Below are 15,543 nucleotides of genomic sequence, written 5' to 3' on the forward strand. Positions count from 1 at the left end.
ATCGTAAGTCTACAGTGTCGTGACGGGGCGTTTCTCTTCCTTTTGTCCGGTGCTTCGCTATTTTGAGCACAAGCAACGGGAGAGAGACGCACCATGCAATATGAAACCATCCGCTATACCGAGGACAACAATATCGCCGTGGTGACGCTCAACCGTCCCGAGGTGCTCAATGCGCTCAACACCCAGATGCGCGCCGAGATCACCCATGCGGTGCGCGATGCGGCCAAATCCGCCCGCGTGATCGTGCTGACGGGAGAGGGACGGGCCTTTTGCTCCGGTCAGGATCTGGGCGATGGCGTGGATGCCGCCACGGCTGATCTCGAACGCACGCTGCGCGATGAGTATGAGCCTATGGTCCATGCCATCCATGACAGCCCCGTGCCCACCATCGCCGCTGTGAACGGCACTGCGGCGGGGGCAGGGGCCTCCCTCGCGCTGTCCTGCGACGTGGTGATCGCCACGCAATCCGCTGTCTTCCTGCAAGCCTTCTCGCGCATCGGCCTCATCCCGGACGCAGGCGGCACCTATATGCTCCCGCGCCTTGCCGGGCTGGCCCGCGCTATGGGCGCCGCGCTTTTTGCCGACGAGATCACCGCCACACAGGCCATGAATTGGGGAATGATCTACGAGGCCGTTGAGGATGCGGATTTCGAGGCCCATTGGCAGGCCCGCGCCGCCTATCTCGCCAAAGGTCCGACCGCCTCCTATCGCTACCTCAAAGACGCCCTGCACGCCTCCTATGACAACACGCTCAAGGAACAACTGGCGCTGGAGGCCAAGCTGCAAAACCGTTGCGGTCAGACCCGTGATTTCAAAGAGGGTGTCATGGCTTTTCTGGAAAAACGCAAACCCCGCTACGAGGGGCGTTAATCCGTCCATAGGCGCACAGGAGCTTTGTTTCCTTTGTGCCTCAAATACTCAAAAGAAAACCCGCCTCGAAAGAGGCGGGTTTTGCTATTTCAGCATGTCGGGAAAGCTTTAGTCGCGATCTTCGACATTCACATAGGGGCGCTGGGTGGCGCCGGTGTAGAGCTGACGCGGACGACCGATTTTCATGGCCGGATCCTCGATCTGTTCTTTCCACTGGGAAATCCAGCCGACGGTGCGCGAGAGCGCGAAGATCGGGGTGAACATCTCGGTCGGGAAGCCCATGGCCTCCAGAATGATGCCGGAATAGAAATCGACGTTCGGGAAGAGTTTCTTCTCCGCGAAATACGGATCGGCCAGAGCAGCTTTTTCAAGCTCTTTGGCGACCTGAAGCGTCGGGTTGTCTTCGACGCCCAGAAGTTCGAGAACCTCGTCGGCGGACTGTTTCATCACCGTCGCGCGCGGGTCGAAGTTCTTGTAGACGCGGTGCCCGAAGCCCATGAGGCGGAACGGATCGTTCTTGTCCTTGGCGCGGGCGATGAACTCGGGGATGCGGTCCACAGTGCCGATTTCGCGCAGCATTTCGAGGCAGGCCTGGTTTGCACCACCATGCGCCGGACCCCAGAGGCAGGCGATGCCGGCAGCAATACAGGCAAACGGGTTGGCACCCGAAGATGAGGCCAGACGCACGGTCGAGGTCGAGGCGTTCTGCTCGTGATCGGCATGAAGCGTAAAGATACGGTCCATTGCGCGCGACAGGATCGGGTTGACCTCATAGGTCTGGGCCGGAACCGAGAAACACATGTTGAGGAAGTTCGACGCGTAGTCGAGATCGTTGCGCGGATACACAAAGGGCTGACCGATCGTGTATTTATACGCCATCGCAGCGATGGTCGGCATTTTGGCGATCAGGCGGATGGTGGCCACTTCGCGCTGGTGCGGATCTGCGATGTCGATGGAGTCATGGTAGAAGGCGGACATGGCCCCGACCACACCGACCATGATGGCCATCGGGTGGGCGTCGCGGCGGAAACCGGAGAAGAATTTGAGCATCTGCTCGTGCACCATCGTGTGATGGGTCACGGTGTTCTCGAATTTTTCCATCTGTGCCGCGGTCGGCAGTTCCCCGTAGAGCAGAAGGTAGCACACTTCAAGGAAGTGGGATTTCTCGGCCAGATCGCCGATGGTGTAGCCACGGTGCAAGAGCACGCCTTCGCCACCGTCGATGAAGGTGATCGCACTTTCACAAGACGCGGTGGAAGTAAAACCCGGATCATAGGTGAACACGCCGGCCTGTGCATAGAGTTTGCGGATATCAACGACATCCGGGCCAGCAGTGGGAGAGTAAACAGGAAGATCGTAAGATTGCCCGTCGAGCGTCAGGGTCGCGGTTTTCTGAGTGTCTGCCATCGTCATTCCTTCGGTTGGCAGCGGTCCTCTCGTCGTCCTTATCAGATGGGCCGAGAGGCCGCTGGTGGTCTGGCGGGCGCCCGGGCGTCTTCCCGGACATCCTATGGGCTTGGACCCTCACGCGGGTCCGTCTGTGGCCGGTCCGGACAGGGGGCGTGCCGTGTTTCAAACGTCGCAATCCCCTGAGCCTCTCGGCCCGTTCCGGAGCAGGCGCTCCGGTTCAACTCTTGCCGTGACCGTTTTGATCCGGTCACCCGCGTGACCCGATCCCAATTCCGAAGGATCCGGTCGCTTATTCCGATGTCATGTTTTCCGATACAAACTCCCGGAAATCGTTGATCCGCGCCAGAGTTTCCTCGCGTCCTAGGACCAACATCATGTCAAGAACACTTGGGGTGACAGCCCGGCCTGCGAGAGCGGATCTCAAAGGTCCGGCAATTTTCCCGAACCCAAGCTCCATTGTCTCCATCACGCGGCCAATCGCCTCCTCCAATGCGTTGCGGTTCCAGCTAGCATTTTGCAGGTGCGGCGTCAATTCTTCCAGTATACCGTTGGATACTGAATTGACCTGTTTTTGCGCTTTCTCATCCATGTCGACCGGACGAGATACAAACGCAAATCGCGCCTTTTCAATGAGTTGCGGGTAAATCTTCGCAGAACCTTTCAGGCAGGGCAGCGCCTCGGAAAGTCGCTGTTTTTGTTCTGCCGAGAGGGCCTGTGCGCCAGAGGCTGCCAGGTAGCCGTCAATTTCGCTCAAGATTTCAGCATCCGGCAGGATCGCGATATGCTGCCCGCAGATATTCTCCAGCTTCTTGGTGTCAAAGCGGGCAGGCGCCTTGTTGATTCCATCGAGATCGAACCATTCCATCGCCTGTTCGTCGGTGAAAAACTCGTCATCCCCGTGTGACCAGCCCAGCCGTGCGAGGTAGTTGCGCATGCCTGACGCCGGATAGCCCATGGCCTGATATTCCTTCACTCCGACCGCGCCGTGACGTTTCGACATTTTCTTGCCGTCCGGCCCGAAAATCAGCGGGATATGTGCATAGACCGGCAGCGGCCAGCCCATTGCTTCGTAGATCGTCATTTGCCGTGCGGCATTGGCGAGGTGGTCATCCCCGCGGATCACATGGGTCACGCCCATATCGTGGTCATCGACAACAACAGCCAGCATATAGGTCGGTGTACCGTCCGAGCGTAACAGGATCATGTCATCAAGCTGGTCGTTCTTGAAGGTCACATCGCCTTGCACCTTGTCCTTGACCACGGTGACACCTTCGCGCGGGGCTTTCACGCGGATCACATAGGGCGCATCGGGGTGGTCGGATTCGGGCACATCACGCCACGGCGAGCGGAACAGGGTGCTTTCCTTTTTCGCGCGGGCCTCTTCGCGGAAGGCGGCGATTTCCTCTTGGGTGGCGAAACATTTGTAGGCCTTGCCCATCGCCAGCATCTCGCGGGCGACTTCGGCGTGACGCTCGGCGCGTTCGAACTGGCTCACCGCCTCGCCGTCATAGTCCAGTCCGAGCCATGCCATGCCGTCGAGAATGCCTTGCGTCGCCTCGGGCGTCGAGCGTGCGCGATCCGTGTCCTCGATCCGCAGCAGGAACTTGCCGCCACGTCCGCGCGCATAAAGCCATGAGAACAGGGCGGTGCGGGCGGTGCCGATGTGCATGTCCCCTGTGGGCGAAGGGGCGATGCGAGTGACGACAGGCGTATGGGAGGCGGTTTCGGACTGGGCTGGGGACATGGGAGAATTAACCTTTTGGTAACCATGTTGGCGGATGATTTTCGTCACTCGGCATAAGCGAAGGTGGAAGGGGAAACAAGGGTGCGCGCCCTCACGTCATTGCTACAGATCCCCCTCGACATCGTCGACCGACAGCACGGGCGGTTGTTCCTCTGGCTGCCGGTCTGTTTTGCCGTGGGCATCGGTCTTTTCTTTGCGCAATCGCTTGAACCGTCCCGTGTTCTGCTTTGGGCGCTTGCAGGGGCGGGGGCGCTGGCGCTTCTGGCTTTGCGCCGGATGCCGCCCCGCGCGGCCCCACTGTTGATCGCGGTGGTGGCTGTGATCTGCGGATTTGTGAACGCTGGTCTGCGCACGCATCTGGTGGCCGAACCTGTGTTGGGGTTTCGCTACTATGGCCCTGTCGAGGGGCGGGTCATCAAGATCGACCGCTCCGCCTCCGATGCCCTGCGGCTAACGCTGGACGAGGTGGTGCTGCGTGATGTCTCGCCGGAGCGGGTGCCTGCGCGGGTGCGTGTGTCCCTGCACGGGCGGCAGGATTTCGTCAGCCCCGCTCCCGGTATGCGTCTGGCCATGACCGCACATCTCTCCCCGCCACCGGGGCCCACGGAGCCGGGGGGCTTTGATTTCCAGCGCATGGCGTGGTTCGACCGGCTGGGGGCGGTGGGCTACACGCGGGTGCCTGTGCTGCGCGTGGCGGAGAGCGACCCCACGCCCTTGCTCTGGGTGCACCAGTTGCGGCAAAGCCTCTCGACAGCCTTGCAATCACGCCTTTCCGGCCAGATCGGAGCCTTTTCCGCCGCCATTCTGACAGGGGATCGTTCGGGCATTTCCCTTGGCACCGCCGAGGCGCTACGCGGGGCCAACCTTTCGCATCTTCTGGCGATTTCCGGCCTGCATATGGGGCTTCTGACGGGGGCGGTGTTCTATGCGCTGCGACTGATGCTGGCGATGATCCCCGGCGCGGCGCTCACATGGCCGATCAAGAAAATCGCCGCCGCCGGAGCCTTGGCCGCGGGTGGTTTCTACCTCGCCTTGTCGGGCTTTAACGTGGCGACCGAGCGGGCCTTTGTCATGGTCTCCGTCATGCTCGTGGCGGTGTTGCTGGATCGGCAAGCCATCTCGCTGCGTGCCGTGGCCTTAGCAGCCTTGATTCTCCTGCTGATCCAGCCCGAAGTGCTCCCCGAACCCGGTTTCCAGATGTCTTTCGCGGCGACCACAGCCCTTGTCGCGGTCTTCTCGATTGTGCGGCGCATGTCGCTCATGACGCGCTGGCCGCGCTGGTTGCGTGGATTGGCAACGGTGGTGCTGTCCTCTGCGGTGGCGGGGATTGCGACGGCCCCCGTGGCGGCAGCGCATTTCAACCGGATTTCCGATTACGGGTTGATCGCCAATGTCACCGCCGTGCCGGTGATGGGCGCGGTGGTCATGCCCTCGGCAGTGCTGGCGTTGTTGCTCACGCCTTTTGGGCTACAGGGGCTGGCGCTTGCGGTGATGGGGCAGGGGATTCGCTGGATACTCTTTGTGGCCGGCACCGTGTCCTCATGGGAGGGCGCGGTCAGCCGTATTGCCGCGCCGCCGCCGGCCACGTTGCCGTTGATCGCCTTGGGGGGAGTGTTTGTTATCCTCTGGCGCGGGCGCTGGCAGGTTCTGGGTGTCCTGCCGGTTGCAGCGGGCTTTCTGCTCTGGGCCTTGCATGAGCGTCCGGCACTTCTGGTCTCTGATGACGGGGGCTTGGTCGGGCGTTTTAGCGCCGAGGGGCGTGCGCTGTCCAAGCCCAAGGGCGCAGGGTTTGCCGCGCGGGTCTGGCTGGAGAATGACGGTGACAGGCCGGATCAGGCGCGTGCTGCCGCCCGTCCCATGCCGCCGTTGGATGTGGCAGGTGTGCGGATCAAGCATGTTACGGGGCGGGGCTGGCAGGAGGCCGCGCAAACGGCCTGTCGGCACGCCGATCTGGTGATCGTCAACAAGGTTTGGGAGGGCGCGAGGCCGGAACCCTGTCTTGTGATTGATCTGGCTGTGCTGCGTCAGAGCGGGGCGCTGGCATTTCGGGAGGAGCGCGGTGCGTTGTGGCTCGACACGGCCTATGGGGTCGCCGGAGCGCGATACTGGAACACGCCGGAACTGCGGGAGGGCAAGGCTGTAACGGTGCGTGAGGCGCGGGCCAAGAGGCCGCCTGTCGCTTTGGGGATGCGCTTCGGAGCGGCTGAGGCCGGAGAGGTGCGGCTTGCGCAGAGGGAAAGATAAAGACACGCCGCGCTGGGGTGCAGCGCGGCGTGTCATGAAAATCAAGGTTTATCGCGGTTCAATCGTGGGCTTTAGTAGCTGCGGATCAACCCGACCAGCTTGCCCTGAACCTCGACCATATCCGCAGGCAGAACGCGGGTTTCAAAGGCGGGGTTGGCCGCCTCCAGCGCGATCATGTCGCCTTGGCGTTTGTAGCGTTTGAGGGTGGTCTCATAGCCCTCGACCATCGCCACAACAATGTCGCCATCCTTGGCCTGACTGGTTTCGCGAATGACCACGATATCGCCGTGGTTGATACCAGCCTCGATCATGGATTCTCCTTTGACTTCAAGCGCGTAGTGGTTGCCGCGACCGGAGAGCATGGAGCCGGGGACAGCCACATTCGTGGCCCCGTCCGCAACCGCCTCAATCGGCACACCCGCGGCGATCTTGCCCATGATCGGCAGGGTGATGGCGGAGATGGCCTCCACATCCAGAGCCCCTGCGGGCGGGGGCGCATCGGGACGGTCACCGTCGATCACACGCGGTCTGAAACCAGAGGCCTGCGCCGATGTCGGAGCCGAGGGCGCGCCGCCCAGACTTTCGGGCAGCTTGATGATTTCAATGGCCCGCGCACGATGGGCGAGGCGGCGGATGAAACCGCGTTCTTCCAGCGCCGTGATCAGCCGGTGAATGCCGGATTTGGAGCGCAGGTCCAGCGCCTCTTTCATTTCGTCAAAGGAGGGCGGCACCCCGTCGCGCTGCATGCGCGTGTTGATGAAATCCAGAAGCTGGAGTTGTTTTTTCGTCAGCATCGGCTCGGTCCTCTTCTGTCCCCGATTTTGTTTGCGGGGATGACCTGTTCGGTCTTGTCCTGTCCCGACTGGCGCATGACCCGCATCAAGACGACGTTCCGCAGACGGGACCCAATGCACAGGAACGGGGGGAATAGCGCCCGATATATGCATTTTTCTGAGTCCGGTCCCTGACTCGCCGCCGTTCAAAAGGCCCTGTGTGGCGTGGTGTTGAAACCGCACGGGGCCGCCTGAATGGGTCAAACCCCAGATGGGTTTTCCACTATGTTCCGAGAATGTTCTACCGCTGTTCTCTAAATGTGTCAATTGCCCAATCCCTTCCAGACCTGCCACGCCCGCTTGGCGTTTGCTCAGGGTCGCATGGCATTGCGGCAAAATTGGGAGGGTAAGGTTAAAATCAGGTTAAAGCGTTTCGGGAAAAGCGGCGTTGCGGTTTTGCGGGGCGCGCCGTGTGACCCAAGGGCCGTGTCCGGCCCGTCAGAGCCGGATCACCTCGACCGTCTCTCCCGCCTCGCGTGCCGGATCATGGGGCGGGCGGACCAGAAGCACATTGGCCTGTGACAGGATCGACAGCAGCGAACTGTCCTGTCGGGAAAAGGGCTGCACCCCGTCGGACTTCTGTATGGCACGCATGTAATGTTCGCGCGGGCCGTTTGCGGAGACCGGCGCCATCAGCACGGCCTTGTGACGCGGGGCAGGGCTTGGGGGCAGACCTTGCAGCACATCCATCGCGGGGATCATGAACAGGCGCGCGGTGATCATGGCGGAGACCGGATTGCCTGGCAGACCCAGCATGAGCGCCGCGCCGAGGCGTCCGGCCATGAGCGGCTTGCCGGGGCGCATGGCGACTTTGTAGAAGGCGCGGTCAAGGCCGAGGCTCTCGACGACCTTGCCGACCAGATCGTGATCTCCGACCGAAGCGCCGCCGATGGAGACGATAAGATCGGCGTCCGCGGCCATCTCGAAGGTCGCGCGCAGCAGGGTTTCGTCATCCGGCGCAATGGGCAACATGCGCGCAATGCCACCGGCGGCTTCGACCATGGCCGAGAGGCCGAAAGCGTTGGAGGCGATGATCTGGCTCGGCCCCGGCGTCTCGCCCGGCATGACCAGTTCGTCGCCGGTGGAGATGATCGCCACGGTGGGGCGTTTGTGGACGGTCACTTCGGGAATATTCATCGCTGCCAGAAGTGCGACATCCTGAGCGCTCAGGCGGCGCGGGGCGGTGATCCGGTCGCCGGATTTGAAATCCCCGCCCAAGGGCCGGATGTTGCGGTTCTCGGAGAGCGTCTCTGTCACCGTGATCCCATCGCCCTCGCGGCGCACATCTTCCTGAATGATGACGCGGGTGACACCTTCGGGCACGGGCGCACCGGTGAAGATACGCACGGCCTCGCCATCGCCCAGCGTCCCGTCATAGCTGTGACCGGCAGCGCTTTCGCCAATGACCGTGAAACGGTCGCCGGGCTGCGGATGCTCGACCCGCACGCCATAGCCATCCATCGCGGAGGAGGCGAAAGGCGGCTGGTCGCGCTTGGCCACGGCATCTTCGGCCAACACCCGTCCGGCGGCTTCGCGCAGCGGCAGGCGCTCTGTGTCCAGAGGGGCACAGAGGGAGAACAGGTTGTCGAGCGCGTCAGAAACAGAAATCATTTAGTCGGCCTCGCCAGAAATCTCGCCGGAAATCTCGTAAGTTCCGGATTTGCCGCCTTCCTTGCGCAGAAGACGGGTCTGCACGATCTCCATGCCCTTCTCGGCGGCCTTGAGCATGTCATAGACCGTAAGCGCGGCCACAGAGGCGGCGGTGAGCGCTTCCATCTCCACGCCGGTCTGGCCGGAGGTTTTCACCGTGGCACGGATGCGGATGCCGGGAAGGGTGGCGTCCGGTTCGAGAGCGAGCGTCACCTTGGAAATCGGTAGCGGATGGCACAGCGGGATCAGATCGGAGGTGCGTTTCGACCCCATGATCCCCGCCAGACGCGCCACGCCGAGAACATCGCCCTTTTTCGCTGTGCCCTCCGTGACAAGCTCCAGCGTTTCAGGGCGCATCCTGACGGCGGATTCCGCCGTTGCCAGACGGTCGGTCACAGGTTTGCCGGAGACATCGACCATATGGGCGTTGCCGTCCCCGTCGAAATGCGTGAGCTTTGCCATATTGTCCTCTTATGCCGGAACCGGATTGGCCAGAAGGGTGCGGGTGGCCGCCTCGACATCGTCCTGCCGCATCAGGCTTTCGCCAATGAGGAAACTCCGCGCCCCGTAAGCGGCCATATCGGCAAGGTCTTTCGGGGTAAACAGCCCGCTTTCGCAGACCAGATGCTTGCCCTCGGGCACCATTTTCGACAGTTCGCGTGTGGTGTCGAGCGTGGTCTCGAAGGTTTTGAGATTGCGGTTGTTGACGCCCAGCAGCGGGGATTTGAGCGCAAGGGCGCGTTCCAGCTCCTCGGCATTGTGGACCTCGACCAGCACATCCATGCCGTAGTTGAAGGCCGCATCTTCCAGTTCGGCGGCCTGCGCATCTCCGACAGAGGCCATGATGATCAGGATCGCATCCGCGCCCCATGCGCGGGCTTCGGTCACCTGATAGGTGTCATACATGAAATCCTTGCGCAGCGCCGGCAGGGAGACAGCGGCGCGGGCGGCTTTCAGGAATTCCGGTGCGCCTTGGAACGACGGCGTGTCGGTCAGCACGGACAAGCAGGTCGCGCCACCCGCTTCATAGGCGCGTGCAATGGCGGGCGGATCGAAGTCGGGGCGGATGAGCCCTTTCGAGGGGGAGGCTTTCTTGACCTCCGCGATGAGACCGTAGCCGGTTGTCGCGGCCGATTGCAGCGCCTTGGCAAAGCCGCGCGTGGGGCTTTGGGCAGAGGCTTGGGCCTCAAGTTCGGACAGGGGCACGGTTTGCTTGGCCGTTGCCACTTCTTCGAGCTTATAGGCTTTGATTTTATCGAGAACTGTAACCATAGCCCTCTGATACAGGGGCGGCGCGGGGTTTGGAAGACGGTTTGAGGGCGGGCGCGGGATTTCGTCGCGCGCCGCGCGTGTGTCTCTGCGTCAGGCGGTGAGGCTCGCGATCAGTTGATCGGCCAGCTCGCCCATATCCCGCCCGATGAAATCCGGTTGCGGCACCTCGGCCAGCGTGAGCGGCGTATTATGGGGACGGGCGACAAACCCGCCACGCCAGCCGCGCGCCTGTGCGCCGATCGTGTCCCAGATATGACAGGCAATCATGCAAAGCTCCTCGGGTTTTGCGCCCAGAGTTTCTGCCGTGCTGTCATAGACGTCGGGGTGCGGTTTGAACCGCTTGCCCCAATGCACGGTGAAATGCGCATCAAAGAACGAGGCAATGCCAGCCTTTTCCAGAGGCGAGGGATCAGAGGAGAGCGCCGCGTTCGGGGCCGAATTGGTCAGGGTGACCAGCCGGAACCCCGCATCCTGCAACCGCGTCAGGGCGGGGGCCACATCGGGATAGGCGGGCATGGAGGTCAGGCGGGTCTTTAATTCCGCGATGTCGTCGGGTGTCACCTTTGCCTGATGGTTTGCCGCGACCATTTCAAACACGGCGGCGGCGATCTCTCCGAAGGGGCGATAGAGACCGGTCAGGGTGAGGGTCTGGGAATAGAGGATCAGTTCGGGGAACCATTCGCGCAAGACCTGCGCATCTCCGAAGACGCGCTCGAAGAGCGGGGAGAGGCTTGTGAGGTCCAGCAATGTTTCATTGACGTCAAACACCAGAATGCCGGAGCGTGACGGACGGGCAGGGTGGCTTGGGGTCATGAGGGTGAACTTTCACATGGGTTTGGATGGGGTCGGTCCCGCGATAGAAGCCCATCGGGTTTTTCAGGTCAACGCGTCTTCACCACAAGTTGAGACAGCCCGTGGAAGTGCCATGTGTCGGCATAGACCGGCGGCTCAGCTAGCGCCAGCTCGGGGCAGCGGTCGAAGAGCTTGGGCAGCGCGACGCGCATTTCCAGCCGTGCCAGAGGGGCGCCGACGCAAAAATGCACGCCCGCGCCGAAGGAGGTGTTCTGTTTCACCTTGCGGTTCGGGTCGAACCGGTCGGGATGATCCCACGCCTGCGCATCGCGATTGGCAGCGGCCAGCAAAAGCCCGATCCGGTCGCCGCGCTTCAGGTCCTGATCCAGAAACCGCGTGTCCTCGTAGACCCAGCGCTGGAACAGATGCAGCGGCGGATCATAGCGCAGGAGTTCCTCGATGGTGCCGTCGATCTTCCCGTCCGAGAGGGCCTCGCGCGGGGTCTCGTGCTCCAGCAGGGTTTTGACCGCAATGCCAAGACTGTGGACCGTGGCCTCATGCCCTGCGTTCAAAAGCAGGATGCAGGTGGTGATCAATTCGTCTGTGCCAAGCTTTTCGCCATCCTCTTCGGCGGCAATGAGCGAGGTGATGAGATCGTCGGCAGGCTGTGAGCGCCGCGCCTCGACATAGTCGCGCATGAAACCGGAGAACTCCGTGGCCGCATTGGCAGCGGCCTCTTCGGTCGCGCGGGTGCGGGTGGGGGTGTAGACCGCCACCATCGCATTGGACCACGCCAGAAGCTGCTCGGACATCTCTTCGGGCACGCCCAGAAGGCGGCAGATGATCCGCACGGGCACCATTTTGCAAAAGGCGGGCATCAGGTCGAAAGGCGCGCCGTCTTGTGCAAAGCGGTCGATCAGATCATCGCTGATCTCTTCAAGGTCGGGCGCCAGCGCCTTGATCCGCCGCGAGGTGAAGGCGCGCAGCACCAGAGAGCGCAGACGCCTGTGCCGGTCGCCTTCAAGCTCCAGCATGGAGTGGTCTTCGATGTCGTAGAAAGGTCGCAGATGCGAGGGGATGTCGGGTTCGAACCCCGCAGGCGCCTCACGGCCAAACCGGTTGTCACGCAAGGCCATCGACACCCCGTCATAGCCCGCCACCACAGGCAGGTTCAGCTCGTCCCACCAGACCATTTTCCCGCCTGCACGCAGCCGGTCGTAAAAGGGATAGGGGTTCTGGACGAAATCCGGATCGTTCGGGGCACAGGAAAATCTCTTCATGACACGTGTTTGACCGCGAAGTGCTTTCCTTTGCAAGCGGGGTTTTCTAATCTGCAACGGATGACAGATACGCCGCCTTTCACCGAAAGTGACTCCGCTGCCCTGCGTCAGCGCCTGTTCTGGGCGCTGGGCGGTCTTTTGGGCGTTGTCGTGCTCGGGTTGCTGGTCTTTGTGCTGAGTCTGCGGACGGAACTGGATCAGGCAGCGGAACGCGGGGCGTCCGATCTCGAACTGGCGTCTGATCGTTTGACCACCGGCTTGCAACGCTACCGCGAATTGGCCGTGTTCCTGTCGGACCATCCCACGGTGCTGGCGGTGGCGCTGGAGGCAGAGCCTGACGTTCAGGCGACAGCGGCGACATCCGATCTTTTGCAAAGCATGGCGGACAAGACGGGGGCGCATTCGCTCCTGCTGGTGGCCGGAGACGGGCGGGTGCTTGCCTCTGCCGGAGAGGCGGGGTTGCCCACGGGGGCGCAACTGGCTTTGTCGCGGGCGATGGACGGGGCGCTGGGGGTTGCGCATTTTGTCGATCTCGAAGGGCGCAGGCGCTATGTCTTTGCCGCGCCCGTGTTCGAACCCAACGGTCCGGCGCAGGCCGCGGTGGTGGTCAATGTCGACATCGGCCTTCTGGAATGGGGCTGGCCGACGGAGGCCTCTGCCATCTATTTCACCGATTCCTACGGGGTGGTGTTCATCTCGAACCGGTCCGAACTGGTGCTGCGCGGCGGCTCCTCGGGACAAATGCCGGTCACGGCGCGTCATAGGGTGATGGGCCATGAGATATGGCGCCATGAGGCAGGCCCCTATATCCCGTCGCCCGCGCTGCATGTGATCCAGACCCTGCCGGTGATCGGGCTTGAGGGCGAGTTGCTGCGCGATTTGCGCCCTGTGCTGTCGGCGGCCGCGCTTCAGGCGGGGATGGCGTCGGCGCTGGGGCTGGTGTTTGCCGCCTTCGTGTTCTTTGCTACAGAGCGTCGTCGCACGCTGGCCGAGGCCAATGCCCGTCTCGAAGCCCGCGTGGCTGCGCGCACCGAGGCGCTGGAACTGGCCAACCGCGACTTGCAGCATGAGGTGCGTGAGCGGCAGGAGGCCGAGGCCCGCCTCAAACGCGCGCAGGCCGATCTGGTGCAGGCCGGAAAGCTCTCCGCGCTGGGCGAGATGTCGGCGGGGATTTCCCACGAACTGAACCAGCCTTTGATGGCTATCCGGTCCTTTGCCGAGAATGCGCAGGCGTTTCTGGAGCGGGGACAGCCGGAAAAAGCCGCAGACAATCTGGGGCGGATTTCCGAACTGGCACGGCGCATGGGGCGGATCATCAAGAACCTGCGTGCCTTTGCCCGTCAGGAGCCGGAAACCATCACCGATGTGGAACTGACCGCCGTGGTCGAAGCCGCCTTGGAGATGACACAGGCGAAGATGACCAATGCGGGGGTGACGCTTGTGTGGTCGCCTGCGGGTCAGGTCTGGGTGCGCGGCGGCGAGGTGCGGTTGCAACAGGTGGTGATGAACCTTCTGTCCAATGCCGTGGATGCGGTGAAGGACGCGCCGGAAAAGCGGATCGAGATCACTCTTTTGCTCGCGTCCGCGCCGGACATGCCGACACGGTTCACGATTTCCGACACGGGGCCGGGGATTTCCGAGCCGGAAAAGATCTTCGATCCGTTCTACACCACGAAAGAAGTCGGAGCCTCCGAAGGCATGGGGCTTGGCCTGTCGATTTCCTATGGGCTGGTGCAAAGTTTCGGCGGGCGTATCCGTGGCGAGAACCGTGCCGAAGGTGGCGCGCAGTTCACCATTGAGTTGCAACCCGCAGCAAATAAGGAGGGGGCCAATGCCGCCAATTGATCGTGTGCTTCTGGTCGATGACGATTCCTCGGTGCGCGAGGCGCTGGGCCAGACGCTGGAGCTTGCAGATCTCAGGCCCACTCTGGCGGGCAGCTATATCGAGGCCAAGGATCACATCACCCGCGATTTTGCGGGGGTGGTGATTTCCGACATCCGGATGCCCGGCAAGGACGGGTTCGCGCTTTTGCATTATGCGCAATCGGTGGATGCCGAACTGCCCGTGATCCTTCTGACCGGCGAGGGCGATGTGCCTATGGCGGTGCGCGGGATTTCCGAGGGGGCGTTCGACTTTCTGGAAAAACCTTGTGCGCCCAGTGACTTGATTGCCGTTGTTGAGAAGGCGCTTAAAACCCGCGCTCTGGTTCTGGAAAACCGTCGCCTCAAGCGACAGGTGGAACAGGGCGATGCGGCGGCGCGTCTGTTGCGGGGCGTTTCCGCTCTGGCGAAACGGATGCGCGAAGAGGCCCGCGCCGTGGCGCGCTCTGCCGCCGATGTGCTGGTCACGGGCGAGCCAGGGGTCGGGACCGCGAAAATGGCCGAGGTGGTGCATCTGTTGTCGGCGGGGTCGATGGCGCCGTTTCTCAAATATCCGGCCTCCGCGATGACGGAAGACAGCCTTGCGCAGGCCTTTGCCACGGCCAAGGGCGGCTCGGTCTTTCTTGACGAGATCGCGGGCCTGTCCAGTCCGGCGCAATTCGCGCTTCTCGAAGAGCTGGAGCCGCACGACCGGCCCCGCCTGATCGCGGGCACCTATGCAGATCTGAGCAAGGAAGTGGCCGAGGGGCGGTTTTCGCCCGATCTGTTTTACAGGCTGGAGGCCGCCGTGATCCGTATTCCGCCATTGCGCGAGCGGCGCGAGGACATACCGGTTCTGTTCCGCCACTATGTCTCGATTGCCTGTGAGCAAAGTGACCTGCCTGTGCCGGAGATCACCTCGGACGTGATTTCCAACCTCATGGCGCAGGACTGGCCGGGCAATGCGCGCTCGCTGATGAACGCGGCGATGCGCTTTGCAATGGGCCTGACCGACGGGGAGGCGCAGGAGGAGTTGGGGCTGGCCGAACAACTGGCGCAGGTGGAGCGCTCCTTGCTCATCGCGGCGCTGCAACGGCATCACGGCAATGCCACCGAAGCGGCCAAGGGACTCAAGCTGCCGCGCAAGACGTTTTACGACAAGCTGGCACGCCACGGGGTCAAGGCGGAGATGTATCGGTGAGAGACGCTATTTGTATCAAGAGGAAAGATAGAACGATGAAGATTTTTCGCGCATGTATTGGGGTGGCATTCACTTGCGCCACACCTTTGATGTCCGAGGCCCAAGAGGCAAAGAGTTTCGCATACACCCAGCCGATGGAGGGTGTGTACGCACAATATTGGACCGCGCAAGAGCTCGCTGTGCAGGATGCCTATGCGGGACAACCGTATCGTCTTTATGTGGAGGGGCAGGGCAAGCTTGGCGAGTTTCACGGAATTCTGAACCTCGATTGCACAACTCCGCGGTTTTCAACCTGGCTGGCCCAATCCGAGTACCTGAGCTCTGACGCCGTACCGGCAGAGGTGATCAACGGCTTGCGAGTGATTTGGTGCGAGGGCTAGAGATTTG

13 protein-coding genes are annotated in these 15,543 nt (G+C 62.2%); 5 read left to right on the forward strand and 8 right to left on the reverse strand.

The annotated features are described in order from the left end of the window. Positions 1 to 93: 93 nt before the first annotated feature. The gene (locus tag KO492_RS02290; RefSeq protein ID WP_216043480.1) at positions 94 to 870 is read left to right on the forward strand and encodes an enoyl-CoA hydratase-related protein; all 777 of its coding nucleotides are present in this window, start codon (positions 94 to 96) and stop codon (positions 868 to 870) included. 108 nt (positions 871 to 978) lie between these two features. Here the strand turns inward: KO492_RS02290 and gltA are convergent, their stop codons facing one another. Both gltA and gltX read right to left on the reverse strand, forming a co-directional pair. Continuing rightward, complete coding sequence (gene gltA / locus KO492_RS02295; protein WP_216043481.1) at positions 979 to 2,277, reverse strand: citrate synthase; 1,299 nt, start codon at positions 2,275 to 2,277, stop codon at positions 979 to 981. Positions 2,278 to 2,569: 292 nt separating this feature from the next. Next, a complete protein-coding gene (gltX, locus tag KO492_RS02300; RefSeq protein ID WP_216043482.1) occupies positions 2,570 to 4,024 on the reverse strand; it encodes a glutamate--tRNA ligase in 1,455 nt (484 codons plus the stop codon). 81 nt (positions 4,025 to 4,105) lie between these two features. On the opposite strand from gltX, the gene KO492_RS02305 reads away from it, so the two are divergent. Continuing rightward, complete coding sequence (locus KO492_RS02305; protein ID WP_216043483.1) at positions 4,106 to 6,268, forward strand: ComEC/Rec2 family competence protein; 2,163 nt, start codon at positions 4,106 to 4,108, stop codon at positions 6,266 to 6,268. 71 nt (positions 6,269 to 6,339) lie between these two features. Here the strand turns inward: KO492_RS02305 and lexA are convergent, their stop codons facing one another. The 6 genes from lexA to KO492_RS02335 form a co-directional block, all read right to left on the reverse strand. After that, positions 6,340 to 7,062, reverse strand: a complete 723-nt coding sequence (gene lexA, locus KO492_RS02310; protein ID WP_216043484.1) for a transcriptional repressor LexA — start codon at positions 7,060 to 7,062, stop codon at positions 6,340 to 6,342. A 477-nt stretch (positions 7,063 to 7,539) separates the two neighbouring features. After that, entirely contained in the window at positions 7,540 to 8,712 is a 1,173-nt protein-coding gene (locus KO492_RS02315) for a molybdopterin molybdotransferase MoeA (protein ID WP_216043485.1), read from the reverse strand. Beyond that, positions 8,713 to 9,213 (reverse strand): cyclic pyranopterin monophosphate synthase MoaC, encoded by a 501-nt coding sequence (gene moaC / locus KO492_RS02320; RefSeq protein ID WP_216043486.1) that lies wholly within the window; start codon positions 9,211 to 9,213, stop codon positions 8,713 to 8,715. A 9-nt stretch (positions 9,214 to 9,222) separates the two neighbouring features. Then, positions 9,223 to 10,023, reverse strand: coding sequence for an indole-3-glycerol phosphate synthase TrpC (trpC, locus tag KO492_RS02325; RefSeq protein ID WP_216043487.1), 801 nt, complete (start codon positions 10,021 to 10,023; stop codon positions 9,223 to 9,225). A 90-nt stretch (positions 10,024 to 10,113) separates the two neighbouring features. Continuing rightward, positions 10,114 to 10,836 (reverse strand): haloacid dehalogenase type II, encoded by a 723-nt coding sequence (locus KO492_RS02330; RefSeq protein WP_216043488.1) that lies wholly within the window; start codon positions 10,834 to 10,836, stop codon positions 10,114 to 10,116. A gap of 68 nt (positions 10,837 to 10,904) precedes the next feature. Further along, a complete protein-coding gene (locus KO492_RS02335; RefSeq protein ID WP_216043489.1) occupies positions 10,905 to 12,095 on the reverse strand; it encodes a cytochrome P450 in 1,191 nt (396 codons plus the stop codon). Between the two features lie 60 nt (positions 12,096 to 12,155). Here KO492_RS02335 and KO492_RS02340 point away from each other — a divergent pair, with 60 nt between their 5' ends. From KO492_RS02340 to KO492_RS02350, 3 genes are read left to right on the forward strand one after another with little or no spacing between them, the layout of a single operon-like run. Further along, positions 12,156 to 13,940, forward strand: coding sequence for an ATP-binding protein (locus KO492_RS02340; RefSeq protein ID WP_216043490.1), 1,785 nt, complete (start codon positions 12,156 to 12,158; stop codon positions 13,938 to 13,940). Continuing rightward, a complete protein-coding gene (locus KO492_RS02345) occupies positions 13,927 to 15,156 on the forward strand; it encodes a sigma-54-dependent transcriptional regulator (RefSeq protein ID WP_216043491.1) in 1,230 nt (409 codons plus the stop codon). Before KO492_RS02340 ends, KO492_RS02345 begins: the two co-directional genes overlap by 14 nt. A 35-nt stretch (positions 15,157 to 15,191) precedes the next feature. After that, complete coding sequence (locus tag KO492_RS02350; protein WP_216043492.1) at positions 15,192 to 15,536, forward strand: hypothetical protein; 345 nt, start codon at positions 15,192 to 15,194, stop codon at positions 15,534 to 15,536. Positions 15,537 to 15,543 lie beyond the last annotated feature (7 nt).

This window comes from Celeribacter halophilus (assembly GCF_018860305.1).
Classification (GTDB): domain Bacteria; phylum Pseudomonadota; class Alphaproteobacteria; order Rhodobacterales; family Rhodobacteraceae; genus Celeribacter; species Celeribacter halophilus_A.